Below are 26026 nucleotides of genomic sequence, written 5' to 3'. Positions count from 1 at the left end.
GTGCTTCACATAGGCGACAAATTAGGCCGGTATACTCCTCTCAGATAGGGAGAGGAGAGAAATAGAGATGAATTTTCTTAGCCGGATCAGTCTCAAAAACGGGGCTGCCGTCATTATCCTGTGCATACTCGTACTGGGGTACGGCTTCTATTCCACGACGCAAATCAAGCAGCAGACGTTCCCGGACCTCGAGCTGCCGGCCGTGTCCATCCAGGCGATCAATCCCGGCGCTTCGTCGGAAGAGATCGAATCGGAGATCACCAAGCCGATCGAAGATACGTTAAAGGGCTTCAAGGGTTACGATTCCCTTACGAGCTCCACGGGAGAGAACGCGGCAAGTCTCTTCATCCAATTCCCGTTCGGAACGGATATGGAAAAGATGGCCGCGGACGTCGAGACGGCGCTGGCCAAGCTGTCGCTGCCGAGCAGCGCCAACGTCACGGTCCAGCGGCTGTCCGCGGGCGCCGCGCCGGTCTATCAGGCGGCCGTCTTCTCTGACGGAGAAGGCGCCGCGTCCGACGCGCTGGCGGCCAAGCTGGCGACCGAGGTCGTGCCGAAGCTTCAGAAGCTGGACGGCGTCAACTCGGTCACGCTGACCGGAACCAAGACGGAAAAGCTCAATATCGTCGTCGACAAAGACAAGGCGGGCCAACACGTTATTACGCTCGGCGCCGTACAGAGCGCGCTCCAGTCGCTTCAATACGCGCTCCCGCTCGGGAACGTGAGCGAAGACGAGCAGACGATCCCGGTCCGGCTCGTGGGCGGCGTCGATTCGCTCGAGCAGATCCGCTCTTTGGAGCTCGGCGGCGGCGCTGCGGCTGGACAAGCGGCGCCAGGCGGTGCCGGTGCCGATGCCGGTGCCGGTGCATCCGCCAAGGTCAAGCTGTCGGATATCGCGACGATCTCCACGGACGCTTCCCAGGATTCAATCACCAGATATAACGGCAAACCGAGCTTCGTGATCGGCGTCGTGAAGAGCCAGGAAGCGAACACGGCTGACGTAGCGAACGAAGTCAAAGACGTTTTGAAGACTTATCAGGACAAGGGCGAGCTGGACATCCATGTCATTGAGGACCAGGGCAAGGCGATTGAGGAGTCCGTATCGTCGCTCGTTCGCGAAGGCGCGTTCGGCGCGCTGTTCTGCGTCATCATCATCTTCCTGTTCCTGCGCAACATCAGGGCGACGCTGATCTCTATCGTATCCCTGCCGATCTCGATTTTCGCCACCATCGCGATTCTGAACCAGATGGATTATACCCTGAACATCATGACGCTGGGCGGCATTGCCGTCTCTATCGGGCGGATCGTGGACGACAGCATCGTCGTTATCGAGAACATATTCAGGTGGCGGCAGGAAAAAGGCAGCGAGCTGAAAGGCAAGGAGCTTGCCTACAAAGCGACTAAAGAAGTCATCGGCGCGGTCGGATCCTCGACCATCGCGACCGTCGTCGTCTTCGCGCCGCTGGCCTTCGTGAGCGGGATCATCGGCGAGTTCTTCCGTCCGTTCTCCATTGCGGTCGTCGTCTCGATTTTGTCGTCCTTGCTCGTAGCGGTCATGCTGATCCCGGTACTGGGCGCGAAGTTTTTCAAGAACGTCAAACCGCACAAGGAAGGCAAGGGCGCGCTGGCGCGCCGGTACGAAAAGCTGATTCAAGGCGCGCTGAAGCGCAAAGCGCTCGTCCTGGGCGCATCCGTGCTGCTGCTCGCCGCATCGCTCGGCACGATTCCGATTCTCGGCGTCGCCTTCCTGCCGGCCGATTCGCTGCCTACCGCCTCGATCGAAGTGTCGTTGCCGGCGAAGAGCCAGCTGGAGCAGACCAACAAAGCGGCGGAGAAGGTCGAATCCTACATTCAAAGCTTGAAGGATGTGGAGAACTACCAGGTAAGTATCGGCGGCGGTTCCGGCAATCCGTTCGGCGGCGGCCTCTCGCAGAACAATAAAGCCACGGTAACCGTTCAATTCGCCAAAAAAGCAAACGTAGAGAAGATTGTGGAGCAAGCAAACGTCGAACTGCCCGCATTGGTGGCCGCAGAGGTTAAGGGCGCATCCACCAAAGTTCAGGAAGGCCAACAGCAAGGCTTGCCCGACGGCAGCGGCATCGATGTCACGCTTTATTCCGACAATGTCGACCATCTGTCTCAAGCGGCCAAGCAAGTGGAGCAGTTGATGCTCGCGAACCCGGACCTGAAGGACACCGGAAACAATATGAACGATGTCTCGCCGAAGTGGGTGCTGACGTTAAACCAAAAAGGCCTCGATGCAGGCGTCAGCGCAATGGCCGTGATGCAGGCCGTGAACGAGCAGTTGAAGCCGATCGACGCCGGCACTTACCAGCTCGACGGCCAGAGCAGGGACGTCGTGCTATCGTACGACCGGCAGATTGGATCCCGCGAGCAGCTCGAACAAATCGCGATTCCAACCCTGTCCGGCGCCATGAAGCTCCAGGATGTCGCCAATGTCGACGTTCAAAATGCGCTGGCGACGATCAATCACGACGACGGCAAAACGTACGCGACGATCAGCGCGAGCATCAAGGACGGCGGCGACACCGCATCCATCACCAAGAAAGTGGAGGATGATGTCCGCAGCCTGGCCCTGCCTTCCGATGTAGAGCTCAGCTTCGGCGGCGGGCTCGCCATGATCAGCGAAGGCTTCACCAGCATCGGCATTGCCATGATCGCGGCGGTAGGGCTCGTCTTCCTCGTCATGAGTATGACGTTCGGCGGGATTGTCACGCCCCTGATCATCCTGTCGTCGCTGATCTTCATTCCGGTCGGCTCGCTCGGCGCCCTGCTGGTGACCGGCCAGGCCCTGTCCATGAGCGCGATGATCGGGATGCTCATGCTCGTCGGCATCGTCGTGACGAACGCCGTCGTGCTCCTCGACCGCGTCGAGAAAAACCGCAAGTCGGGCATGGCCGTCACCGAATCGATCGTCGAAGCGTGCAAGACCCGCCTCAGACCGATTCTGATGACTGCGTTCGCGACGATGCTGGCGCTCTTGCCGCTCGCCTTGTCCGGCTCCTCGACCAGTCTCATATCCGGCGGCTTGGCCGTGACCGTCATCGGCGGATTGTTCACGTCCACCCTGCTCACGCTCATCGTCGTTCCGGTCATTTACGAGCTGGCTTGGAAAAAACGGAAGGTGCGCGAGGCAGAAAATTTCTGAAATAACGGCTGGCATAAAGCCTGCAATAACGATGCGTAAAGCCCGGACTGTCGAGAAATCTCATCTCGGCAGTCTTTCTTTATGCCGATGTACTTGTTACGCGCCCCCCCTTTCTTGTTGCCATACATCCGCCCTGTTCATGCATCCCGTTTTCTGGGAAAATCGGTTTAGCCTATTTACGATCATAGCGAGGTATAAAATGAAAAATATGAACTTCCAAGTCAATCTGCAAGGCGTCATCGATCTGTTGTCCAACCACTTGTACTCGGACCCCGGCGTATTCGTGCGCGAGCTGCTCCAGAACGGCGTGGACGCGGTCACGGCGCGCAAGCGCCTGGGACATGCGTTCGAGGAATCCGTGAAGGTCGAGTTGTTCCCGGCTTCGTCCACGCTGTCCTTCTCCGACAACGGCTGCGGCCTTACGGAAGCGGAGATCGAGCAATTCCTGGCGCGCATCGGCAGCTCGACCAAGCGGGAGGATCAGGATGCAGCGGACGACTTCATCGGCCAATTCGGCGTCGGCTTGCTGGCCTGCTTCGTCGTGAGCGCGGAGATCGTGCTGATCACACGGTCCGCACTTGATGGAGATCCGCTGGAGTGGCGGGGCAAGCCGGACGGCACCTACACGATCAAGAAACTGAAGCGGCAGGTGCCCGTGGGAACCACGGTGTATCTCCAGGCGAAACCGGATTACGAGGAGTTTTTCGAGTACTATCGGGTAAGCGAGCTGCTGGAGAAGTACGGCGCGTATCTGCCGACGCCGGTCCTGCTGCGGGAAGACAAGTACGAGCGCAGAATCAACGACGCGGTTCAGCCATGGAAGCTGAGCAAGCCGGAAGCGATGGACTATATCGAGCAGACCACTTTCACCAAGCCTATGGATATCATCCCGCTGCATTCGGCCATCGGCGGCGTCACCGGCATCGCGCATGTGCTTCCTTATGCGGTCAGCCTGCAGGACGAGAAGAAGCATCGGGTTTATCTGAAAAACATGCTGCTGTCGGACAAAATGAGCAATATCCTGCCGGCATGGGCGTTTTTCGTGAACGGCATCATCAACACGGACAACTTGCGACCCACGGCTTCCCGCGAAGCTTTTCAGGAGAACGACCTGTTCTTCGCCGTCCGGGACGAACTTGGCGCGTGCATCAAGCAATATCTGATCGAGCTGAGCGAGCGCGATCCGGAGCTGTTCCAGCGCATCGTCCTCATCCACCGCGCTTCGATCAAGACGATGGCCGTCGAGGACGAGGAGCTGTACGCGCTTTTTATCCGGCACCTCACCTTCGAGACCTCGTATGGCGACATGAAGATGGCGCAGATTCTCGAGGAACGCGCGAGCATCGCGGTTGCCGCCTCGGTGGACGAGTTCCGCCAGGTGTCCCGCGTGGCCCGAGCGCAAGAGCTGATGGTTGTGAACGGCGGCTACGTGCACGACATGGACCTGATCCGGCGACTGCCGGCGGTAGCGGAAGACGTCACCGTCAGCATCCTCGACAGTCTAATCTTCGCCGAGCGGTTTGAGCAGCTGGACGCGGAGGACAAGCGCGCCGTGCAGCCTATGCTGGAGCATAGCGACCGACTCCTCGAACGCTTCAACTGCCGTTCTCTCGTCCGATGGTTCGAGCCTGCCGACATTCCGGTGCTCTACAATACGAACCAGGAGGCCAACTTCTTCAAGCTGGTCGAAGAGAGCGAGAAGGAAGCGAATCCGCTCTTCGGCGAAGTCGTGCGGGTGGTCAAGAACGATATGTACGAGCAGCCTTACGCAAGGCTCTGCTACAACTACAACAATCCGATGGTTCGCAAAGCGGCACAGACGCGCGATCCGGCGCTGCGGAAGGCGAGCATCGAGCTTTTCTACACGCAGGCCCTGCTGCTGGGCAACCATCCGATGAGTGCGGACGAGCTGAGGATGATGAACGATTCCCTGCTGCAATTCATGAACAAGGGCCTCGACGGGGAGACGGAGGCGAGCCGATGAAAAACCGATACGACGAGTTGAGGCGGGCAACCTGGAGTCTGCCGGACGGCAAGCAGAAGCTGGCGGTCATGGAGGAAATGATCCTCATCGCGGACCGGTACATGACCGAAGAAGATGCGTACGACATCCGGATGGATTACCTGTCCGCGGCGATCGAGGCCGGCCGGCCGGAAAAGTTGCTCGTCGTCTTTTCCTGGTGCGTCTCCAAGTTTGAGAAGAACCCCGGCGCCTACGGCCATCATATGCTGATCTGGTGTTACAAATGGGTGCTGAACGAGCTCTGGCAGATGCCGGAGTTCAGCCTGGCGCAGATCGAGCGGATCTATGCCGATTTTAAAGCGAAGTGCCTGCAGTTCGGCTACAGCCTGCGTCCTTATTATCAGCAAAAGATCAACCTGCTGCTGTCCCAGGGACGCCTCGAGGAGGCTGCGGCTTATTATAAGAAATGGCGCGCTGCGCCGCGGGATTCGCTGGCGGACTGCAAGGCTTGCGAACAGAACCTGTTCGGCAAGTATCACTTTCAGGTCGGCTATCCCAAAAAAGGGCTGCAGGCGCTGAAGCCGGTCCTCGACGGCCGGATGCAATGCAGGTCGATTCCGCAAAATACGTACGCGCAGATCATTTTGCCGCTCCTGAAGGTCAAGGAATACGAGCAGGCGATTGCTGCCGCAAAGAAGTCCGTTCACCTGTTGGAGGGGCCGATGTATCTGGAGGAGTTCGGCCAGTTCCTGGCCTTTTACACGGTGACGGATCTGGCCAAGGCCGAGAAGCTGTACAACCGCACAGTGCATCTCGCCCTGGAGAGCAAAAACGGCTGGATTCGGCTCCATTATTGGATGGCGGCCCGGCAGTTCTTGCGCGAGTGGCACCGGAAGCGGCGCAGAAAAAAGTTGGCTGCGTCCGACATCGTGACGCCCGAGTGGCTGGACGGCGAGATCGCCTCGCTAGCCGAAGCCTTCAATCGCAGAAACGGCAATGACTATGCGGACCGTGTCGTCGCTTCGAACGACAAGATGGCGGGCAAGCTCCTTCGCGAATATGCGGCGGCGTATTAGCGCTCGTATGTACGAAAAAAGCGGCCCGTCGGCCGCTTTTTTGTTGTACAAGTTATTCATTTTCCTTTAACGCGATGATCTCCTGTGCCGACAACCTTGTTGCTTGTACGATGATGGACATATCCAGGTTCATCCGCAGCATGTTCTTGGCAACTTCCTTGATAATTGCCTCCATACCTGCACGCTTCGCGCCTTCAATCATCGACGCTTGATCATGCAGATACTTCTGACGGGCTTCATACAAGCGGCGGGCCTCCGAGTCTGGTTTGTTCATCTTCAGCACCTCTACCTGCAATAACTGTATATCTAGTTATTATATTTCAATGCAAGGATCTCCTGCTCAGACAATCCAGTCGCTTGAGTAATGGTGGGGATATCCACATTCAACCGCAGCATATTCCTGGCGACTTCTTTCATGCCTTCCTCCCTGCCTGCCTTCATGCCTTCCTTGATGCCTGCCTCCATGCCCGCCTTCATGCCCGCCTGCTTCGCGCCTTCAAGCATCGACGCCTCATCATGCAGATACTTCTGGCGAGCTTCGTACAAACGGCGGGCCTCCGAGTCTTGACTCAAGTATTGCAGTGTGTCCATCGCTTTTTCCAAGCCTGGTTCATTCATCTTCAGCACCTCCCAGTAGGTCGTATCCACGCCTTTCAGAAAAAGCAGCCAGTTTTCCAAGCCGCCTTGCGTCGGTATCACGTCTTCCAGCTTGGTTAGTTCCAGAAAATGCACTTCGATGTCGTCGCTTAGCGTGATCGATGTCCGGTCTTCGCGAAGATGGAACACATTATGATACTCGCCGTTCGGCAAAAAGGTATAGTTTAAAATATTGATGGTGACGCACTTCTTCAGCTCCTGATATCTCTCGCCTTCCTGAAGCTGGCTGGCATAACGCTTGCTCCAATAGAACAACGTCCGCTTTTCAATATCGTATTTGTTAAAAAGCTGCATTTCAATGTCAATCAGCTTGCCCTCCGCCGTCTTGGCGTAAACGTCGAAGATGGATTGCTTGTCGAGCGGATCATCCTTGTCGGTATAAGGATTCATCAGGATAATCTCCGTCAATGGCGGCTCCCCGGCTTTGGTAAATATCTGGTTGAGGAACGCCAACAGCACGTCTTTGTTATTCTCGCTGCCGAAAATGCGCTTGAATACAAAATCCACCCGGGGATCGAGCAGCTCCATATCGACCAACTCCAACTCAGTATGTTAGTCTCATTATAACAAAGTTTTCTGCCTTTTCTTTGCTAAAAGCGGCGATGAACCCCTACTCGTCACAAAAGCGTGAGCGGCGCCCATACATAATAAACCGTCAGGGGAGAATGTCCTGACGGTCTCTTTTATCTCTTTTATAGGTAGGCGGATATCCGAAAGTGGATTGGCGAGGAACGCCTGTCGATGGCTCATCCGGCAGCCATTCCGACAGGTTGAGCTATCGTAATATGAGTATCGCCTTGCGTCGTTCTTTCGTCGTAATACCTGCAAATATACATCTATTTCCGCCAATGTCGGCCCTTTTAAACAGGATTGATGCAAAAATGCATCTATTTTCCTCCATTTATCCCGATTCCGACTCGTGCTTTGAATTTACATGTATATTTGCAGGCATTTTATTAAGTGTCGTTCGTCGATAGAAAATTCATGTACGGATGCAGGTATTTTTGAACGGCAAAGCGTCCGACAAGCTCCGCATGCCGAAAGCGCACTTACCTGTTACGATACGCCGTCAAATTTAGACTGCTTGCTATAGCAAGAAACCGTCAGGCAAGCCTGCCTTGACGGTCCTCTTTCGTGTCGCGTACAGCGTACTTCTGCTGCCCTGCAACCTTCGCCTGCAGTGGCAGCTTTCTCCTGTGTTACCCTGTAACCGCGCTTCAAGACAACGCCCAGTCGCCCGCCTCACACGTCGTAATTCACCACATAATGCTGCAGCGCCGTATTATAGTACCCCTCGCTGTACTCAACCACGCCGCCAGCCTCGTCGTAGGCGTAGCGCAGCCGCTTCAGCAGCGGCGTGCCCTCCGCCAAGTTCAACTGCTCGGCGATACCGGCAGGCGCCGAAGTTACTGCGAAAGCATCCCGGAACCGCGCCAGCACGATGCCGTTCTCCTCCAGAAACCCGTACAACGACTGCTCCGCCAGCCCCGACAAGTCCGCTTTTTCCAGCCTCGCCGGCAGATAGTGCGCATAATGGATATAAGGCGCCCCATCCAACAGGTAGAGTCGTTCGACCCGCAGGCCCTCGTCCCCCAATAGACGCTGCTGCTCGGACCCCGGATCATGCCGGACCATTGCGGCGCCCAACAGCCGTTTTTGCATCGCATGGCCTTCCTCGACGAGCAGCTCGGTGAAGCTCTTCCACGTCGATCGCTTGGCCGCCTTCGTGTTGCGGATGACCCGCGTCCCCCGGCCGCTGCTCGGCTCCAGGTAACCCTCCTGCACGAGCTCCTTGATGGCGCCCCGAATCGTGATCTTGCTCACGCCGAACTCCTCCTCGAGCCGCGGCTCGGGAGGAATGTTGGTGTCGAGCGGATACTGCCCGTGCAGAATCCGGTCCTTCAATATATTTTTGATCTGCATGTACAACGGCCGCTTGTTGCGGGACAGATTCACGGTCTCGATCTCTACCTTTCTATGTCGCCTGCCGCCTCCGTCATCGCGCGGACGATCTCCGCCTCCGACGACATCGGCGTATCGCCCTGTACCGTATGGGCCAGCATCGCCGCGGCAGCCGCAAACTCGACGGTTCGCCCGGACGGCATCCCCGTCAGCGCGCCGTGCAGGATACCGCTCGCATACGCATCTCCTGCTCCAATTCTATCATAGACAGCGAACGTTAGCGTTTTAGAAAAAGAAAATTGCCGGTTTTTGTATTGAAAACCTTGCAGGGTGTGCGTCCCGTCTCCGATGATGGCCCGATGGGTACCCGCGATCGCGGCGATGCCGTAGGTGTCGGCAACGGCCGGGATGAGATCCGTAAGCTGGTCCCTGCGGACCGTCCGATCCGTCTCCATGCCGAGGATATGAATGGCGTCCTTCTCGTTCATCAGCACGAGGTCCGCAAGCTTCAGCATCTCGATATAGTGCGGCTTCGCCTTCGCATAGCCGTCCTCCCCCCAGAGCGTCGGGCGATAGTTGCAGTCAAATACGACGAGACCGCCCTTGCGCTTGACCGCACGCGCCAGCTCCGCCATATGGCCGCGCACCGTATCGTTCATGGCGAGCGTGATGCCGCAGAAGTGTACGACGTCCAGCCCCTCCGCGATTGTGTCCCAATCGTAGACGCCCGCAGGCGCCATGTTGAAGCTGCTCTCCAGCCGGTTCGTGTACGTGACGCGGCTCGGCCTCGCGCCGAAGCCATTCTCGAGAAAGTAGAGACCGACATATTTCCCGTCCCGCCTGATGAAGTCCTGCCCTACGCCCAGCCTGCGCAGATATGCGACCGCGGCGTCGCCGAGCGGGTTGGCCGGCAGCGTCGTGACGAGATAGCCGGCATGACCGAACCGCGAGAGCGCCGAGACAATGTTGACCCCGGTGCCGGAAAAGGAATATTTCAGCGTATCCGCCTGGGTGAGCAGCTCGTAGCCCGGCACCTGCAGGCGCATCATCACCTCGCCGAAGGCGGCGATCTTCTTAGGCATACCGGTCGACCAGTTCCTTCATCGTTGCCAGCAGACGGCGCACGTCGCCGGTCTTCGTCTTGCCCGTGGCCTTGTCGACGATCGAGGAGTAGACGTGCGGGATTACCTGCGGCACGCCCGCTTCGAACGCCATGCGGACGATCGGTTCGAAGTTGTCCAGGTCGATGCCGCCTGTCGGCTCGAGCGCGAAGCCTTCCGCGGCGCAAGCTTCCACGACCGCCTTGTACTCGTCTTCGCGGCTCAGCCCGTTCATCGGAAAATACTTCAGCGCGTTGCCGCCCATGTCGCGCACGAGCGCGATCGCCGCGCGGACGGGCAGAATCGCGTGCTCGGCCGCAGCCGCGCTGACAGGTCCCGTCGACACGTTGACATAGCCGGCCCGGCCCGTCGGGGAGACCAGGCTGTTGATCCAGCTGTCCTCACCGCCGAGGTTCGCGCGCGTCGCGCCGACTGCTGGGAACACCTGATTGATGTGGCTGCCGGGATAATGCCTGACGATCTGCGCCACGACGGCTGCCTGCCGATTGTCGCCGGCACCGAGCCCGATCGATACCGCGTCGTCGATCGCGCGTCCGTATTCCTTCATCGCCTCCACTGCGGCCTCGACGGTTGAATAATCCTTGGATAGCACGCCGACCAGCACATGCCCTTCAGCCGCGTCGAATACTTCCTTCGCGTTGTCCACGCTGTTCGCCAGGACGTTTAACGCCGCCCGTTCCTTGTACAGTCTCTTCGTCAAACCGCTCGTCATCTCATTGTCCTCCTGCCAGCTCGCGAATGCGCGACGCAATAATGTGAATGTCGTCGCCCTGGAGGGGGCGCGGATCAATATCAAAGTAGCCTTGGCGGACGCCGTAATCCCGGGTGTAGATGGCGATGTCGCCTTCCTGCAGCGCCTTCGCGAGGCGCACGGCCGTCGTCTTCGTCAACTCGGGATCGATCCGGACACGTCCGCGGTAGATGGCGCGGCCCGCTTCGTCCTGCACGATCGACACCTGTACGCCCGCCAGATCGTTCAGGGGCGCGAGCGCCTGCAGCGATTCCTTTTCCCGCTCGCTCGTATCTTCCTTGACCATATACTCGTCCAGCGCCTGAAGCAAGCCGAACGTCGTCTCCTTGCCCACCTTCATGCTGCGCCCGATGCCGTGCAGCTGTACCTTGAGCCACTCGACATACTGGCGCTTGCCGCCGACGATGCCCGAGGTGGGGCCTTCGATCGCCTTGGAGCCGCTGTAGATCGCCAGGTCCGCGCACTTCACGTACTTCCGGATATCCTCCTCCGCCGCTGCATCCACGATGAGCGGCACCCCGCGCCGCTGCGCGATTTCCCACGCTTCCTCGACGGAGATCATGTTCTTTTGAACCGCATGATGCGACTTCACGTATAAAATGGCCGCCGTCCGCTCGCCGATCGCGTCCTCGATATGCGCCGCCTTGCCTTCGTTGGCATAACCGGCCTCCACGACCTTGCCGCCCCCCAGATATACCATCGTCTCCACGGGCGCGCCGTACTGCACGTTGTGCCCTTTCAGCATGATGATCTCGTTCCGCACGATCGGCTCCTGATGCAGACGCTCGCTGAGACGCCGGTTGCCCCGCGTGACGATGGCTGCCACCGACAGCGCGATGCCGCTCGACGCGGAGTTGACCACGACTGCCGCCTCCGAACCGAGAATGCCCGCGATCCGGTCGCCAGCCTTGTCGACGAGATCCGCGATCTCCACGTACTGCTGCCCGCCCTGCTTCATCGCCTCCATGACGGTGTCCGTCGGCGCGGACACGCCGAGGATGCTCATCCTTCCGCTTGCATTGATGACGCGCTTAAGCCCGTACTTCGCATGCCATGAATTCGCCATTCGCCACGACTCCCCTCGGTACGATCCGTTGATTGGCCTTGCGTTCGATGCCTTCTGAATCCAAGAGCGACACCGGCTCCTCCCGGACTTCAAATATCGTTAGATGCGCGCGATCCCCCGCCAGCAACCGTCCGAGCTCAGGTCGCCCCAGCCACTGCGCCGCACTGGACGTGACCGCCGCGACGACCTCCTGCAAGGGATAGCCTAGATAAAGGAACTTGCTCATCACGTCCGCCAGGCTGTACACCGGACCGTTCAGGCGATTGCCCCGATAGATGTCGGAGCTGATCGTGTGCAGCCCGATGCCGTGCCGCTTCGCCGCTTCGGCGACCCTGAACGAGAAGCTCGCCGTACCATGCCCGACGTCCAGCCGCACGCCGCGGTCTAACGCGTCCAGCAGGGCGGGGATCGGTCGGCCGTCGGCGTCGAACAGATTGTTCGGCTTGCCGTTGAGATAGTGCGTGACGATATCCCCTTCCCTCAGGTGGGAAAGCACGTCCTCAATGGCCGGCGGCGCGGAGCCGATATGGACCATGAGCGGCAATCCGGTCGCGTTCGACAGCTCCCGGGCGATGCGCAGCGGCGCGATGCCGCTGTCGCCAACCACGCTGCGGCTGATGCGCGCCTTCAGTCCGACGATCAAGTCGGGGTAACGGGCAACGGCCTCGTCCACCCGCTCCCCGTCGAGCCATCCGAGCTGCGACAGCTCGTCGACCCGGCTCAGTCCGATGCGCGAGATGTTCAGAAACGCCAGCAAGTTCGTCTTTGCGCTCCCGGCGCTCGCCGCCAGCTCCCCGATCCGGTCCGCCCCGCAGCTGCCCGCGTCGACGATGGTCGCCACGCCCTGCTTGACGCCGATCTCGTCGATCTCGTCCCCATAGGGATCGAATGCCGGGAAGGCATGCACGTGCATGTCGATCCAGCCGCTCGATACATAGGCTCCACCGCATTCAATCGTGCGGATGTGCGTGTCCGAACCGGGGGCTCTAGCCTGCGCACCCGATATCGTACCAGCTTCCGCATCATTCACGCGAACGATGCAGCCAGATGCGATCTCAATGTTCACCGGCTTCCCATCCAACAGCTTCAGATTGCGCAGCAAAAAGCGATTGTCCATACTTTCACCCGCTTATTGTGGAATTACGATTTTTTTAACCTCTACTCTTTAAAGATAGCATAGAAAACGATAAATACAATATATCGTTATAATGTTTATTGGCGGGCGGCGTTGAAGTTGGGTTTCTTGGCCTCGCAATGGTCCAACGCAAATAGGATGAAGCAGGAGTTACCCCCGCTTCATCCCGTTCCGTGTATTAGCCGCTTATGGGCCGGCTCCTTCTGCTGCTTTTCAACGCTCCGTAGCCTTATCGCTGGACCACAGCACCTTGCCGGCGCGATCGACGAGCCCGTAGACGTAGTCGTTGCCGCCCTTCCAATTGGAGAAATTCGCGACGCCCTGTGCGAACGTCCAAGCCGACGTGAATTGCGGCGCAATGACCGTCTCGCCTTTAAGGTTCTTGAAGCCGACCAGCTCACCTGCGTAAAAAGACACCAATCCGTCCCCGACGTCGCCGATATCCCGTACTGCGCCCAAGCTGACGGCCTTGCCGGTCTTGTCGATCAAAAAGCTCCGGTAGCCGCCGTTCTCCTGCACCATCACGCGCGCGTATCCCTCGTGGAAATCGCCCGTCCAGCCTGGCGCATAAGTCGGCTTGATGACCCATTTGCCCTGACGGTCGATATAGCCGGTCTTGCCATTTTGAACGGCGATCGCGAGCCCTTCGGAAAAGGCCGTAGCCGTCTCGAACTGCGGTGCGATCGCGAACTTGCCCGTGCGGTCGATATACCCCGTCCGCTCGACGCTCTTGCCGCCGACCTTGACCCATTTGCTGACCGGCGCCAGCCCCTCCGAGAACGAACCCGTATGCAGCGAGCCCGCGATCGGCGGGATGACGGTGCGGCCCGTATGATCGATATAGTAGGTTTTGTCGTCCTTCACCACTTTGGCCAGACCTTCGGAGAACGCGTAAAGCCTGTCATAAACCGCAGGCAGCACCTCGCGTCCTTGGCGGTTCAGCGCGCCCATCTTGACGATATAATCTTTGGTCAGCGTCGTAAAAGTCGCGAGCCCTTCATTAAAGCCGTCCACTCTGTAATACTTGGCGTTCACTTTCATAACCGTCTTGCCTGAACGGTCGATGAGCCCATACCCGCCGTAAGGACCCTTCACCGGCGCCACGTCCTCGTAGCCGAAGCCCATGCCGGAGAGGCCCGGTTTGCGCAGCCGTTCCTTGCCTTGATTGTCGACGTAGACCACCCCGTCCGATGTATTGAACGCATGCCAGTATTGCGCGTCGAGCACGCTCTCCGTGCTGCCGCTCGCCTGGACCTCCGCCGGACGCAGTTGAATCAGGTTCGTGCCCGGCACGACGGTATAACCAATATCCGTGAGCTCGCCCGCGAAGCTTAAAGGAATAAACAACGTCCCGTTGATCGTGCGCGGTGCAGGCTGTATCGTCCTTGCGACGGTCCCGTTCAGCACCGCCTTTGTGCTGCCTGGCTTCAGGCTGACCTGCCCGATAACGCCGCCCTTCAGCACGACTTCGGACGCCGTCGACTTGGCGATCGTATAGCCGAACCGCTCCGCGATCGGTCGCAGCGGGACCATCAGTACGCCGTTCTCGTCGATCGGTCCTTCGGGCAGCAGCAGATGCTGGCCTTGATCGTAGATCTCCCAGTTCGCTGCGCTCGCGCGGGCCACAGGTCCGGCCGTCCAAGCAGTTCCCGACAGCAGGGAGGAGAGCAATGCCACCGTTGCGGCCTGCTTGGCGATACGGGTATATTGCAGCTTCATAGTTGGCATCTCCTTAATAGGACGTTAAGTAAATATTTCCTATAATAGGACGATGATCCTGCGAAAAAGTTGCTGCGACGCGCCCTATACCCCCGGCGAGCGCCGATCCCATGCATACAAGAGCAACGTCAGGCCGAGTCCGATCAGCGACATGACGAGGCTCATTATATCAGGGAACGCTGCCGATTCAACCGTCCTTGAATAAATAAACGCGCCGAAGCAACGCAAAAGGCGGCCCAAGGGCCGCCTGCATGTATAATTATCCATTTGCTCGTATGCGATTAGAGGCTGCCGCCGCCAAGTCCCGGGAGACCCAACTGGCTCAGTTGATCGTCTGTCAGCACGTCTTCGGCCTTCGGCTCGCCCGACAGCTTCACGTCGCCGTTAATATCGGTCAGCTCCTGGACGATCTTGATCGTGCCGCTGGCGGACTGGCCGTCCTCCGTGCCTGCGAACGCGATCTTGGCGTCGGTGTAGCTGGCATAGCCCTTGCCGTTGATACCGATGTTGGAGAGGATGTCGAGCGTCTGCACGCTCTTTTTAAATTCCTCAAGGTCCTTCGAAATGTCGTTTTCCTTGGTTTCGGCCAGGCTCTTCTTGGCTTCGTCCAGGTCGGATTGCTCGATTTTCAGCATCTTGCGATACGCTTCGTTCTTGGAGAGCAGGTCAATGACTTCCGGACCGATATCGTTCGTGATGGTCTGGATGAGCGGCTCTACCTGGTCCTTCGTCACGTGCGTCTGCACGACCTTATCTATGCCGTCCGTCGTAATACCTGCATCCTTGGCAGAAACATCCTTCAGGTAGGTGTCCTCGTCGATATGCTTAAATACGATTGCGGACACGTCGTTCAAGAGCTTCTGCGTCGTGCCGATATCGAGCGACTGGATATCTTGGCCCTCCTGCTCGGCCAGCTTCTTCAGGTCGACTTCGATATACTTGCCGACGATCTCTGCGGGCAGGCCCAGCATCGGGATGTTCGGCACCTTGACCCACAGCTTTTCTTTGCTCATGAGGATCGGCACAGTGATGGTCATCGCGAGGTCGCCTTTAATCTCGATCTGCAGATTGATCTCTGCGAGCATCGGATCCTTGCGATAGCCGCCTGTCCATGACAGCTGCGCGTTGCTCAGGAAGCCGCCGGCCATGCTCGCGTACCCTTCGTCATCGGCGGACTCGGGCAGCTTCAGATCGGAGATCTGAAGGCTTCCTTTCATGCTATAGGAAGTGATTTGAGATGATTTCTTCAGCGCATCTTGAAGTGTCTCTTGTGCCGACTTGGAACCCGTGCAGCCTGCTAACAGGATGAGCACGAGGAGCGCTGCGATGGCGGCCAGTACTCTCTTTTGGTTAAGCAAAATAACGAAATCCCCCTTCAAATTCTGGATGATAGCTTCTAGAAATAGAAGCAGCCTCCATTTTAGTCCATTAGGGACCAAGATGGAAGCTCTTTTTGTTAAAGAGTCGATTAACCCGGATTGTAACCGGTTCCTTTTAATGGATGTCCTTTTTGCGGAAACGACCGCCCTTGACGTCATGGATATTGCCGACGGCGAGGAAGGCGACGGGGTCGAGCTCGTTGACGATGAGTTTGAGCTTTGCTTCCTCCAGACGGGAGATGACGCAGAAGATGACTTGCTTGGCATTGCCCGAATAGCCGCCTTCTCCGTTGAGATAAGTAACGCCCCGGCCGAGACGGCTCACGATGGCATCGCCGATATCGCGATAGTTATCGCTGATGATCCAGACGGATTTGGACTCGTCGAAGCCTTCGATCGTCAGATCGATGACCTTGAACGCTATATAATAGGCGATCAGGGAGAACATGGCGTTGTCCCACCCGAATACCAGGCCTGCGCTTCCTAAAATGAATACGTTGATGAACATGACCATTTGGCCGACTGAAAAAGGACTGCGCTTGCTGAACAGGATCGCGACGATCTCCGTCCCGTCCGTCGTGCCGCCGAAGCGGATGACGATGCCGACGCCGACGCCGAGGAAGATGCCTCCGAAGATAGCGGCTAGCAAAGTTTGATCTGTAAAAGGTTCTACGTGGTGAAGCGCCTGAGTCGTGATAGCCAGCGTGACGACGCCGAGCAAAGTAGACAGCGCAAAGGTTTTGCCGATTTGCTTGTAACCGATGATGAGGAAAGGCAGGTTGAAGAGGAACAGAAAAATGCCGATGGGCCAATGTGTTAGATAGGCCACCATAATGGATATGCCGGTGATGCCGCCGTCGATGATGGAGTTCGGAACCAAAAATACTTCAAGCGCTGCGCCGACGAGCACCGCGCCGACGATAATGGCAATGACGCGCTTGGCAACCTCAAACAATGAAAGACCGCTATGCTGCGTTTTCTTGGTGGGCGCTTGGACCGCCGCTTGGCCTTGAGCTTGGGGAGACTTGGAATTGAATTTCTTCGAACTGGTCATAAGCACCTCCTGATAGGCAATTTCTGATTATATTATAACAGCTTAAAGTATGCGGAGAAAAGACACAGTATTAAAGAATTTGGGCATTTTTCAGCGAAAACAGCCGAATTCGACGCAAATAAGCGATTCAGGCCGCCTGACGGCGGCTTAAATCGCTTAATGTGCGCATGAGAAGCCTTTACGTCCGCGTTCAGGGGAATGGCGTCACCAATTTGCCCCCATCCCTGAGCAGCGCCTGACCCCGGCCGTTACAGAATCTCTCAGCCTTGCGGATTATTGTGGCTTACATGATTGCGGTTTTTGACCTTTTTGGAGCCGGACAACGGCTCCTGGCCCCCGCGGTGTCCCGGACTGCGCTCGTCCCGCTCTTGTTGCGGATTTGCTTCAGGCACCGGCTGCGACTTGGGCTTGCTCATGGGGACGATCCCTCCGCTCGTTAGTCGTGATGCTTCAGCGTCTTGTCGTTGACCGGCTCGTCGTGATTCATCGAATCCTGATGGCGACGATCGTTATGCTGCTGATTGAGCTGCTGGGCGTGGTGCGCGTTTACTTTTACCTCGGCGAGGTCCTCCGCCACATTGCTCAGGTTTTTATCCGCCATTTTATTGTCATTGGCCACTTCGTTCACCCCTAAGCATGCGTGTATGGCTGCAGCGTCTGCGCGCATTCATGCAGATGCCTGCGGTAGTCGACGATGAGCTCTTGCAGCACGTCGCTGCGCTCGTCCACGGCTTGGCCGTCGCGTTCGACATCGGAAAGGCCAACCTCGATCTCGCGGCTGTCCATGTATCGAACGGAGAAGTCGAATTCAAGATTCTGCCGTCCGGCGCTGCGAATCTGGACGATCAGTCCGTCCGGGTTCGCTTCGTCCGCGCGCACCTCGGCCTGGTCGCCGCCGTGCAGATGCTGTTGGAGCTCGCTCTGCCACCTTTGCACAAGCTCGGATTGAGGAATTGTCAGTTTATCTTCAGTTGACATGGCTATTGCACCTCCGCCCCGTTAGATTGGCCTGTGACGGCTTAGTTCATGCAAGGAAGGAAAGACGGGTATATTTGGAGACCGGGCGAAAATGGAAGCGTTGCGTAAGAAAAATCGTCAGGGGAGTTCGCGATTCGCCTTGCCATTTTCTTTTTCTGCGGATATCCGAAACTTGATGGTGCGGAACGCCTAGCGATGGATGGCTCATCCGACAGCCATTCCGATGGGGCTGCTGATCGTCGCCCGTATCGTTTCACCGCCTCAATGCCTGCAGAGTGGGATTCGCTCCGTCGCAGCCGTGGGCACACCTATCGGTGCCGCCACGGTTAAGCGACTATCACGCCGGGGCCTACGAACATGCCTTAAGGCATGTTCGCTTAACGGCCCGTTCGAATCCCACTTCGCCACATGCAAAAAACCGATCCCCTCTCGGGAATCGGCCCTGTTTTTTACTTGTGGCGGAGAGAGTGGGATTCGAACCCACGTGGGCTTGCACCCTAACGGTTTTCAAGACCGCCCCGTTATGACCGCTTCGGTATCTCTCCATGCGTAGAGCGCATTGGTCTCCTCGCGTGAGGTCGGCCAACCCGCTCCGTAATCATATCATACGCCGGAGAGCGCGATCAACCCCTACGAGGCGTAATGACTTCGAGGCCGCCCATATATGGACGCAGCGCCTCCGGCACGACGACCGTGCCGTCAGCCTGTTGGTAGTTCTCGAGGATCGCCGCGACCGTACGGCCGAGCGCAAGACCCGAGCCGTTCAGCGTATGGACGTACTCCGGCTTCGCGCCGGTCTCCCGGCGGAAGCGGATACCCGCGCGCCGAGCCTGGAAGTCCTCAAAGTTTGTGCAGGACGAGATCTCGCGGTAGGTCGCCATGCTTGGCAGCCACACCTCGAGGTCGTACGTCTTGGCAGAAGCAAAACCCATGTCGCCCGTGCACAGTGCAAGCACGCGGTACGGCAAGCCCAGCAGCGCCAGGACGCGCTCGGCTTCACCCGTAAGCGATTCGAGCGCCTCGTACGAAGTCTCAGGGTCGACGAGCTGAACGAGCTCGACCTTGTTGAACTGGTGCTGGCGGATGAGGCCGCGCGTATCGCGTCCGGAAGCGCCTGCCTCGGAGCGGAAGCATGCGCTGAACGCCACGAGCTTGCGCGGCAATTGATCCTTGGCCAGAATCTCCTCGCGATGCAGATTCGTGACCGGCACCTCGGCCGTCGGAATCAGGTAATACTCGGTGTCCGCGATTTTAAACAAATCTTCTTCAAACTTGGGCAGTTGGCCCGTGCCAATGAGGCTGTCGCGATTAACGATGTAGGGCGGCAGAATCTCTTCATAGCCATGCTGATCCGCATGCAGATCCATCATCAGGTTAATCAGCGCACGCTCGAGGCGGGCGCCCAGGCCCTTGTAGAACACGAAGCGCGAACCCGTCACCTTGGCCGCCGCCTCGAAGTCGAGAATGCCGAGTCCCTCGGCGATCTCCCAGTGCGCCTTAGGCTCGAAACCAAGGCTCGCCGGCTCGCCTACGCGGCGAACCTCGACGTTGTCCGCTTCGCTTGCGCCGACCGGTACGCTCTCATTCGGAATATTCGGCACGGCAAGCAAGAGCGCCTCGGACTCGGATTCGATACCGCGAAGCTCCTCGTCGATTTGCTTGATCCGGTCGCCGACTTCCTTCATCTCGGCAATCAGCCCGTCGGCGTCGCCACCGCTCTTCTTAAGCTTCGCGACCTCTTGGGAGACGACGTTGCGTCGGTTTTTCAGGTTGTCGCTCTCGGTCTGCAGCTCGCGGCGTTTGGCATCGATTGACGGAAACGCAGCGATCAGCTCTTCCGAAGCGCCCCGCTTCTTGAGCGCGTCCGCTACTTTGCCGTAGTCGGCACGCAGCAACTTGATATCGATCATCGGTAGGTGATCCTCCTGACCCTGCGAAGGGTAATGTATGTCGGTGCAGGCTCGTGTCCATGCCTTCTTTTGTACGGTTAGGATTGGCCTTGGCCAGCCGCCTCGCGTGCCATGTCGATAAACAGGCCGTGCAAGCGGAAATCGTCCGTCAGCTCCGGATGATAGGAAGCAGCGAGCAGATGTCCCTGTCTTGCGGTGACGATCTCGTCCTTGTAAACGGACAGCACCTCGACGTCCGGTCCGACCTCGGTGATGAGGGGAGCGCGGATGAAAACGGCGCGTAGCGGAGACTCGATGCCCTTGACGGGCAGATCGGTCTCGAAGCTCTCGCGCTGGCGTCCGAACGCATTGCGCGCGACCGTCATGTCCATCAGCTGCAGGTGCGGTTCCTCGTCGCCCGTCAGACGCTCCGCCAGCACGATGAGGCCGGCGCAAGTGCCGAATACCGGCTTGCCGGCGGCAGCATAGCCGCGTACTGCTTCGATGAACCCGTATTTACGCATCAGCTTGCCGATCGTCGTGCTCTCTCCGCCGGGGATGATGAGACCGTCGATCTCCTCCAGCTGCTCAGTGCGCTTGACTGCGACGCCTTCGCCGCCGGCAAGCTCGATGCTTCGGATATGTTCCGCTACTGCGCCTTGAAGCGCCAGAACTCCGATTCTCATGGATGTACGACCTTCCTTCGTGTTCAGCCTTCTAAACCAATCGGGGCGGCCTCGCGGCCGGCGGAATGCCGGGGCGAGACCGCCCGAATCTGTGGCTTGCCGCAGCGACTCGCGTCCGCCGGTTCAAGCGATGAGCCGCCCGAAGGCGGCGGCGGCAATTAGATGCCGCGGTCCTGCATGCGCTGGGACTGCTCTAGCTTGGAGATCTCGATCCCCTTCATCGGCGTACCGAGGTTCTTGGAGACGCGGGCGATCAGCTCGTAGTCCTCGTAGTGCGTCGTCGCTTCGACGATCGCGCGGGCGAACTTCTCGGGGCTGTCCGACTTGAAAATACCGGAGCCGACGAATACGCCGTCGGAGCCCAGGTGCATCATCAGCGCGGCGTCCGAAGGCGTCGCGATGCCGCCGGCTGCGAAGTTGACGACCGGCAGGCGGCCCGTCTCATGCACGCCCAGCAGCAGCTCGTACGGTACGCCCAGCGTCTTGGCTTCGTGGTACAGCTCGTCCTTCGCCAGGTTCTGAACCTTGCGAATCTGGCCCGAAATGAGGCGCATATGACGCACGGCTTCGACGATGTTGCCCGTGCCCGGCTCGCCCTTCGTACGAAGCATGGACGCGCCCTCTTGGATGCGGCGCAGCGCTTCGCCCAGGTCCTTGGCGCCGCATACGAACGGCACCGTGAAGTCCGCCTTGCTGATATGGAACACGTCGTCCGCAGGCGTCAATACTTCGCTCTCGTCGATGTAGTCGACGCCGAGGGATTCAAGCACTTTGGCTTCGACGTAGTGGCCGATCCGTGCCTTAGCCATAACCGGGATGCTGACGACCTTCATGACTTCCTCAACGATCGTCGGATCCGCCATGCGGGCTACGCCGCCTGCCGCCCGGATATCGGACGGTACGCGCTCAAGCGCCATGACTGCCGTAGCGCCGGCCGCTTCGGCGACCTTTGCCTGCTCGGCGTTCATGACGTCCATGATGACGCCGCCCTTTTGCATCTCTGCCATGCCGCGCTTAACTCTCGATGTGCCTGTCTCCATTTTTACCCACGCCTCCAATACATTCTAAGCATTTATTTTACAGGAATGGCCAAGGATAGACAACCCGTGCGGTCGGGATTCCGACCGATCAGAACAGATTGACAATCCCCTTGAACAGACCGCTGAAGAAGGCGCCGATCGCCCTCAACATCAGCTTGAACCAGCCCGCCTTGTTCACGTCCTCCGTCGCCACCAGATCGACGGTGACCGACTTGTCCTCCTGCGTGACGGGATCCTTGTATGTGTAGGTGGCTTTGCCGACCTTATCCCCTTGCTTAAGCGGCGCGACAAGCGGGTCGCTCGTCGGTACGACTTCCTTGAGCTGCGCTTCGACCTTACTCGTCTTAGGCAGCATGATGGTGACGTCTTGACCAGTGACGACCTGTACCGATTTTTTGCCGCCCTTCTTAACCTTCAGCGTCTCGTGCTCAGCAATCGCGGTCTTGGGCTGCACGAGCGTCTTTTTCTCGAAGCTGCCGAAGCCGTAGTCGAACAGCTTGGCCGTCTCGAGGAACCGCTTGCCGTCGTTCGCATTGCCTGGGACGCCCATAACCACCGCAATCAGCCGCGTTCCGTTTTGCAAGGAGGTACCGGTAAAGCAATTGCCTGCCTTGGAAGTATGTCCCGTCTTCAGTCCGTCGACGCCGGGATACGCGAACTTTTTAAAGTTCGTGACGTTTTTGTTAGACTCCAACATCCAGTCCCAATTGTACATCGGTTCCTTGTCGCGCTCGCGGAACTTGTAAGACTGAATCTTGGAATACTCCAGAAACTCCGGATAGTCCTTCAATATATGGTAAGCCAGCAGCGCCGAATCGTGAGCGGACATCACTGTCTCGCCTTCGATCGAAGCCGGGCGATAAGCCTCTGGCATATCAGCGCGATCGAGTCCCGTCGAGTTGATGAAGTGGGAGTCGTTCATGCCCAGCTCCTTGGCCGTCTCGTTCATGAGTTTGGCAAACGCTTCCTCTGACCCTGCAACGGTCTCCGCAAGCTGCGTTGTCGCATCGTTGGCGGAGCCGACCGCCATCGCGATATACAGCTCCCTGACCGTGTGCTTGTCGCCTACGGCGAGCAGTACGCGACTGCCGATTTGCTTGGCCGCATTCTCTTGTATGGTGATCTCTTGGTCCCAGCTGATCTTGCCGTCCTGGATAGCCTTAAATACGAGATATTCCGTCATCATCTTGGTCATGCTGGCAGGCGGCAGCGCGACATCCGCGTTGTTCTGGTACAGCACCTGGCCGGTATCCGCATCCATGAGGAAGGCGGATTTTACATTTAATTGAAGACCGCTGATATCGTTCGTCGCGGCCGAAGAGCGCGGCAGCAGCATCGCTTGCAGCAAGGCGGCTAGAAGTAGGATGGCTAGTAGCTTGAACATGACAGCACGGGATTGCTTGGCATAGCGAACATAAGCTTGATTCAACACGCGACTCTCCTTTTAACCTAGCATTTTAATGAGTCTGACAAGGCCGTGGACTCCGTCTGTTATTGTAACATACCGCATCCAAAGGCAAAAGCCGCAAGGCGACGTTTGCTCGCTCTGCGGCTCTTCATTTAAACCGATGCAAAATGTAGGTTTACATAGAGTAGTTAGGCGCTTCCTTCGTGATCTGAACGTCGTGCGGATGGCTCTCGCGCAGACCGGCACCGGTGATGCGGACGAACTCGGTATCATTCTTCAGCTCATCCAGCGTCGCCGTACCGCAGTAGCCCATGCCGGAGCGCAGGCCGCCGAGCAGCTGGTGCAACGTGTCGCGCAGCGGCCCCTTGTACGGCAATCGGCCTTCGATGCCTTCCGGTACCAGCTTGGAATCGTCCTCTTGGAAATAACGGTCCTTGGACCCTTCCTTCATCGCGCCGATCGAGCCCATGCCGCGATAAGACTTGTATCGGCGTCCTTGGTAGATCTCCGACTCGCCCGGGCTCTCCTCGGTACCGGCGAACAGGCTGCCGAGCATGACCGCGCTCGCGCCGGCCGCGATCGCCTTGGTGATCTCGCCCGAGTACTTGATGCCGCCGTCCGCAATGATCGGGACATTGTACTCGCGCGCGACAGTCGCGCAATCGTAGATCGCCGTGATCTGCGGCACCCCGATACCTGCGATGACACGCGTCGTGCAGATCGAGCCCGGTCCGATGCCGACCTTGACGACCGAAGCGCCGGCTTCGATCAGATCGCGCGTCGCTTCGCCGGTCGCCACGTTGCCGGCCACAATCGTCAGGTCGGGGAACCGCTCGCGCAGCTTGCGGACCATGGTGACGATGTCGATGTGGTGACCGTGCGCCGAATCGACGACGAGCACGTCGACGCCGGATTTGACCAGCGCGTCCGATCGTTCGAACGTATCCTTGGATACACCTACGGCTGCCCCCGCGAGCAGACGGCCGTGCTGGTCCTTTGCCGCGTTCGGGAACTGGATCGCCTTCTCGATATCTTTAATGGTGATGAGACCCTTCAGCGTATTGGAGTCGTCCACGAGCGGCAGCTTTTCGATCTTGTGCTTTTGAAGCAACAGCTCCGCCTCTTGAAGGGTTGTTCCTACCGGGGCAGTCACCAGATTTTCGCTGGTCATCACATCTTTGATCTTAATGGAGTAATCGTGAACGAAACGCAGGTCGCGGTTCGTCAGGATGCCGACCAACTTGCCGCCTTCGTCCGTAATCGGCACGCCGGAGATCCGGTACTTGCCCATCAGCTCCTCGGCATCGTAGACATGGTGCTCAGGGGTCAGCGAGAACGGATTCGTGATGACGCCGCTCTCCGAACGCTTGACGCGGTCTACTTCCTCTGCCTGCTGGGCGACCGACATGTTCTTATGGATGATGCCGATGCCGCCTTCGCGCGCGATGGCGATCGCCAGAGCCGATTCCGTGACCGTGTCCATCCCGGCGCTGATCAACGGAATATTCAGCTTCACGGAAGGACTGAGCGCCGTCTGGACGCTGACGTCCCTCGGCAGGATCGACGACTTGCGCGGGACAAGCAGGACATCGTCGAACGTCAAGCCTTCCTTGGCGAATTTATTTTGCCACACGAACATTTTCCTCCTTTGGAAATGCAAATTTTTAGTTTTTCCGAATTGAATTATAGGCAATCTTAGCAGAGGCACTAGGGGCTGTCAAGGCGCATTGGACGCCGTATTCGCATTCTCCGGATGCGGGCGGACATTCACTCTCCACATGATTCCGATACAGCCAAATGCTTTCTAAGCCGAGGTTCAAATATGTCGGCCGAACAGTTTGTGAGCGCACCTAAAAATTCTTTCTCAAAGGGAGAATGAATTCCATAGGCGACAGGATCCTTTAGAAAAGCTTTTATTTTAAAACCATATGTCTTCTGGGAAGAGAAAGGGAGAAGCTTCAATTGGTGTCACAAACAATAAGGAGGATGGTCGCTGTTTACGTTAGGGGGCGTTCACTTGTATGAGGACTTGCATTTACACGTGTTATCTTGAGAACATTCGCAGAATTTTGTGTCGGAGACGGCCTTTAACGCAAAAAGAACGATGATGATCATCGGTCAACTTGCAGTTGTTGCATCATTCAACGCTGTATCAGCCTAATTCAACGTTATTTCAGCCTGATGAAGCAGCTCCCTGTCTAATTTGCCTGGAACGAATGACCGCTTCCTAGTAAAGCGGCAAGGCAGGGAGCTCGTAAGCGTCATAAGCCTCGAATGTGCAGCGGTTCTGATGGAGCAAGGGCGCTTAGATCTTGTATACTGGTTCTTTTACTTCGCTACCTCTGCCGAACGATCATTTGATACATCCTCGCTATGGTCAATCGTAGGGTCTTCCGAATTGCCGTTGTCCGCTAACGCTGCGATGCTCCACATCCACTGTTCCGTTTGTAGCTTGGCGCTGGACGTCGAGGCCTGCGCACCATTACCCCAAAAAGCGCCTCCGATGCTAATAGCAAGCGCCAACGTACTAGCCGCAATAATCTTGGACATATCGTGCTCCGCCTTCCGATGGGTCTATTTTTTTACTGGTATGCCCTTATCTTAAACCAGGTTTTTGAACTGAATATGAAATCCGGCTTAAGGGTTACTGAATAATAACGATAAATGCCTATATTCTTTTACCCGAGGCTAAGAGAATTACAACCAAATGAAGCTGTTAGAAACCAACAAAAAAACCACCTTCCGAAGAAGGTGGTTCTCTCTTGCTGCTCTTAGCCTGGCGACGTCCTACTCTCCCAGGACCCTGCGGTCCAAGTACCATTGGCGCTGGAGGGCTTAACGGTCGTGTTCGAGATGGGTACGCGTGGGACCCCTCCGCCATTACCACCAGACCTACTGTTTGGCTGTTGCCAACCAGCTTTGCAGCTTCACAGAGCTTGCGCCCTGAAAACCGGATGCGAAACGAATATGCGCTTAGAAATGCTCTTGCCTGTGCGGCTTGCCGTTTGTTCCCCGTAAGGAACAGTAGGATAA

At 57.7% G+C, this 26026-nt stretch carries 22 protein-coding genes, 1 tRNA gene and 1 rRNA gene; 3 read left to right on the top strand and 21 right to left on the bottom strand.

Going from position 1 to position 26026, the window contains the following annotated elements:
• Positions 1-67: 67 nt before the first annotated feature.
• The 3 genes from ACFSR7_RS06385 (at position 68) to ACFSR7_RS06375 (ending at position 6208) form a co-directional block, all read left to right on the top strand.
• Positions 68-3169 (top strand): efflux RND transporter permease subunit, encoded by a 3102-nt coding sequence (locus tag ACFSR7_RS06385; protein WP_378159761.1) that lies wholly within the window; start codon positions 68-70, stop codon positions 3167-3169.
• A 199-nt stretch (positions 3170-3368) separates the two neighbouring features.
• Positions 3369-5153 (top strand): HSP90 family protein, encoded by a 1785-nt coding sequence (locus tag ACFSR7_RS06380; protein WP_378159759.1) that lies wholly within the window; start codon positions 3369-3371, stop codon positions 5151-5153.
• Complete coding sequence (locus ACFSR7_RS06375; RefSeq protein WP_378159758.1) at positions 5150-6208, top strand: tetratricopeptide repeat protein; 1059 nt, start codon at positions 5150-5152, stop codon at positions 6206-6208. Before ACFSR7_RS06380 ends, ACFSR7_RS06375 begins: the two co-directional genes overlap by 4 nt.
• Before the next feature lie 52 nt (positions 6209-6260).
• Here ACFSR7_RS06375 and ACFSR7_RS06370 read toward each other — a convergent pair whose 3' ends face one another.
• From ACFSR7_RS06370 to rrf, 21 genes are all read right to left on the bottom strand, one after another.
• Positions 6261-6482, bottom strand: a complete 222-nt coding sequence (locus ACFSR7_RS06370) for a hypothetical protein (protein WP_378159756.1) — start codon at positions 6480-6482, stop codon at positions 6261-6263.
• Between the two features lie 32 nt (positions 6483-6514).
• Complete coding sequence (locus ACFSR7_RS06365; RefSeq protein ID WP_378159754.1) at positions 6515-7393, bottom strand: Rpn family recombination-promoting nuclease/putative transposase; 879 nt, start codon at positions 7391-7393, stop codon at positions 6515-6517.
• 714 nt (positions 7394-8107) lie between these two features.
• Complete coding sequence (locus ACFSR7_RS06360; RefSeq protein WP_378160540.1) at positions 8108-8788, bottom strand: GntR family transcriptional regulator; 681 nt, start codon at positions 8786-8788, stop codon at positions 8108-8110.
• Positions 8789-8832: 44 nt separating this feature from the next.
• Positions 8833-9849, bottom strand: coding sequence for a sugar kinase (locus ACFSR7_RS06355; RefSeq protein WP_378159752.1), 1017 nt, complete (start codon positions 9847-9849; stop codon positions 8833-8835).
• A complete protein-coding gene (gene dagF, locus ACFSR7_RS06350; protein WP_378159750.1) occupies positions 9842-10600 on the bottom strand; it encodes a 2-dehydro-3-deoxy-phosphogluconate aldolase in 759 nt (252 codons plus the stop codon). Before dagF ends, ACFSR7_RS06355 begins: the two co-directional genes overlap by 8 nt.
• A gap of 1 nt (position 10601) precedes the next feature.
• On the bottom strand, positions 10602-11705 hold the full coding sequence (locus tag ACFSR7_RS06345; protein ID WP_378159748.1) for a DgaE family pyridoxal phosphate-dependent ammonia lyase: 1104 nt from the start codon (positions 11703-11705) through the stop codon (positions 10602-10604).
• Positions 11671-12822, bottom strand: coding sequence for an amidohydrolase/deacetylase family metallohydrolase (locus tag ACFSR7_RS06340; RefSeq protein ID WP_378159746.1), 1152 nt, complete (start codon positions 12820-12822; stop codon positions 11671-11673). The genes ACFSR7_RS06345 and ACFSR7_RS06340 overlap by 35 nt, the downstream gene beginning before the upstream one ends.
• 231 nt (positions 12823-13053) lie before the next feature.
• Positions 13054-14559, bottom strand: coding sequence for a WG repeat-containing protein (locus ACFSR7_RS06335; protein ID WP_378159744.1), 1506 nt, complete (start codon positions 14557-14559; stop codon positions 13054-13056).
• A 281-nt stretch (positions 14560-14840) separates the two neighbouring features.
• Positions 14841-15917, bottom strand: a complete 1077-nt coding sequence (locus ACFSR7_RS06330) for a hypothetical protein (protein ID WP_378159742.1) — start codon at positions 15915-15917, stop codon at positions 14841-14843.
• Between the two features lie 136 nt (positions 15918-16053).
• The gene (locus tag ACFSR7_RS06325) at positions 16054-16992 is read right to left on the bottom strand and encodes a YitT family protein (protein WP_378159740.1); all 939 of its coding nucleotides are present in this window, start codon (positions 16990-16992) and stop codon (positions 16054-16056) included.
• Positions 16993-17252: 260 nt separating this feature from the next.
• The gene (locus tag ACFSR7_RS06320) at positions 17253-17408 is read right to left on the bottom strand and encodes a small acid-soluble spore protein P (RefSeq protein WP_378159739.1); all 156 of its coding nucleotides are present in this window, start codon (positions 17406-17408) and stop codon (positions 17253-17255) included.
• Between the two features lie 20 nt (positions 17409-17428).
• The gene (locus ACFSR7_RS06315) at positions 17429-17611 is read right to left on the bottom strand and encodes a hypothetical protein (RefSeq protein ID WP_378160574.1); all 183 of its coding nucleotides are present in this window, start codon (positions 17609-17611) and stop codon (positions 17429-17431) included.
• Positions 17612-17622: 11 nt separating this feature from the next.
• On the bottom strand, positions 17623-17970 hold the full coding sequence (locus tag ACFSR7_RS06310) for a hypothetical protein (RefSeq protein WP_378159737.1): 348 nt from the start codon (positions 17968-17970) through the stop codon (positions 17623-17625).
• A 456-nt stretch (positions 17971-18426) separates the two neighbouring features.
• Positions 18427-18515 (bottom strand) — tRNA-Ser (locus ACFSR7_RS06305).
• 78 nt (positions 18516-18593) lie between these two features.
• Positions 18594-19880, bottom strand: coding sequence for a serine--tRNA ligase (serS, locus tag ACFSR7_RS06300; RefSeq protein WP_378159735.1), 1287 nt, complete (start codon positions 19878-19880; stop codon positions 18594-18596).
• A 77-nt stretch (positions 19881-19957) separates the two neighbouring features.
• On the bottom strand, positions 19958-20545 hold the full coding sequence (gene pdxT, locus ACFSR7_RS06295) for a pyridoxal 5'-phosphate synthase glutaminase subunit PdxT (protein WP_378159733.1): 588 nt from the start codon (positions 20543-20545) through the stop codon (positions 19958-19960).
• Between the two features lie 158 nt (positions 20546-20703).
• Positions 20704-21585, bottom strand: coding sequence for a pyridoxal 5'-phosphate synthase lyase subunit PdxS (gene pdxS, locus ACFSR7_RS06290; protein WP_378124516.1), 882 nt, complete (start codon positions 21583-21585; stop codon positions 20704-20706).
• Positions 21586-21673: 88 nt separating this feature from the next.
• Positions 21674-23017, bottom strand: a complete 1344-nt coding sequence (locus ACFSR7_RS06285; RefSeq protein ID WP_378159732.1) for a D-alanyl-D-alanine carboxypeptidase family protein — start codon at positions 23015-23017, stop codon at positions 21674-21676.
• 151 nt (positions 23018-23168) lie between these two features.
• A complete protein-coding gene (gene guaB, locus ACFSR7_RS06280) occupies positions 23169-24626 on the bottom strand; it encodes an IMP dehydrogenase (RefSeq protein ID WP_378159730.1) in 1458 nt (485 codons plus the stop codon).
• A 695-nt stretch (positions 24627-25321) separates the two neighbouring features.
• Positions 25322-25543, bottom strand: coding sequence for a hypothetical protein (locus tag ACFSR7_RS06275; protein WP_378159728.1), 222 nt, complete (start codon positions 25541-25543; stop codon positions 25322-25324).
• Positions 25544-25767: 224 nt separating this feature from the next.
• A 5S ribosomal RNA gene (gene rrf / locus ACFSR7_RS06270) occupies positions 25768-25884 on the bottom strand.
• Positions 25885-26026 lie beyond the last annotated feature (142 nt).

It is taken from the genome of Cohnella sp. GCM10020058 (assembly GCF_042683485.1).
In the GTDB taxonomy this organism is placed as follows: domain Bacteria; phylum Bacillota; class Bacilli; order Paenibacillales; family Paenibacillaceae; genus Cohnella.
The sequence above is the reverse complement of the archived record's forward strand: the minus strand, read 5'-3'. Positions and strand labels throughout refer to the sequence as shown.

Bases quoted from the DNA above. Each gene is read 5' to 3' on its own strand.
- ACFSR7_RS06335 (WP_378159744.1), bottom strand. From the start codon at position 14,559: ATGAAGCTGCAATATACCCGTATCGCCAAGCAGGCCGCAACGGTGGCA.
- ACFSR7_RS06370 (WP_378159756.1), bottom strand. From the start codon at position 6,482: ATGAACAAACCAGACTCGGAGGCCCGCCGCTTGTATGAAGCCCGTCAG.
- ACFSR7_RS06275 (WP_378159728.1), bottom strand. From the start codon at position 25,543: ATGTCCAAGATTATTGCGGCTAGTACGTTGGCGCTTGCTATTAGCATC.
- ACFSR7_RS06360 (WP_378160540.1), bottom strand. From the start codon at position 8,788: ATGCAGATCAAAAATATATTGAAGGACCGGATTCTGCACGGGCAGTAT.
- ACFSR7_RS06345 (WP_378159748.1), bottom strand. From the start codon at position 11,705: ATGGCGAATTCATGGCATGCGAAGTACGGGCTTAAGCGCGTCATCAAT.
- ACFSR7_RS06355 (WP_378159752.1), bottom strand. From the start codon at position 9,849: ATGCCTAAGAAGATCGCCGCCTTCGGCGAGGTGATGATGCGCCTGCAG.
- dagF (WP_378159750.1), bottom strand. From the start codon at position 10,600: ATGACGAGCGGTTTGACGAAGAGACTGTACAAGGAACGGGCGGCGTTA.
- ACFSR7_RS06340 (WP_378159746.1), bottom strand. From the start codon at position 12,822: ATGGACAATCGCTTTTTGCTGCGCAATCTGAAGCTGTTGGATGGGAAG.
- ACFSR7_RS06325 (WP_378159740.1), bottom strand. From the start codon at position 16,992: ATGACCAGTTCGAAGAAATTCAATTCCAAGTCTCCCCAAGCTCAAGGC.
- pdxT (WP_378159733.1), bottom strand. From the start codon at position 20,545: ATGAGAATCGGAGTTCTGGCGCTTCAAGGCGCAGTAGCGGAACATATC.
- ACFSR7_RS06375 (WP_378159758.1), top strand. From the start codon at position 5,150: ATGAAAAACCGATACGACGAGTTGAGGCGGGCAACCTGGAGTCTGCCG.
- ACFSR7_RS06385 (WP_378159761.1), top strand. From the start codon at position 68: ATGAATTTTCTTAGCCGGATCAGTCTCAAAAACGGGGCTGCCGTCATT.
- ACFSR7_RS06380 (WP_378159759.1), top strand. From the start codon at position 3,369: ATGAAAAATATGAACTTCCAAGTCAATCTGCAAGGCGTCATCGATCTG.
- ACFSR7_RS06310 (WP_378159737.1), bottom strand. From the start codon at position 17,970: ATGTCAACTGAAGATAAACTGACAATTCCTCAATCCGAGCTTGTGCAA.
- ACFSR7_RS06320 (WP_378159739.1), bottom strand. From the start codon at position 17,408: ATGAGCAAGCCCAAGTCGCAGCCGGTGCCTGAAGCAAATCCGCAACAA.
- pdxS (WP_378124516.1), bottom strand. From the start codon at position 21,585: ATGGAGACAGGCACATCGAGAGTTAAGCGCGGCATGGCAGAGATGCAA.
- serS (WP_378159735.1), bottom strand. From the start codon at position 19,880: ATGATCGATATCAAGTTGCTGCGTGCCGACTACGGCAAAGTAGCGGAC.
- ACFSR7_RS06365 (WP_378159754.1), bottom strand. From the start codon at position 7,393: ATGGAGCTGCTCGATCCCCGGGTGGATTTTGTATTCAAGCGCATTTTC.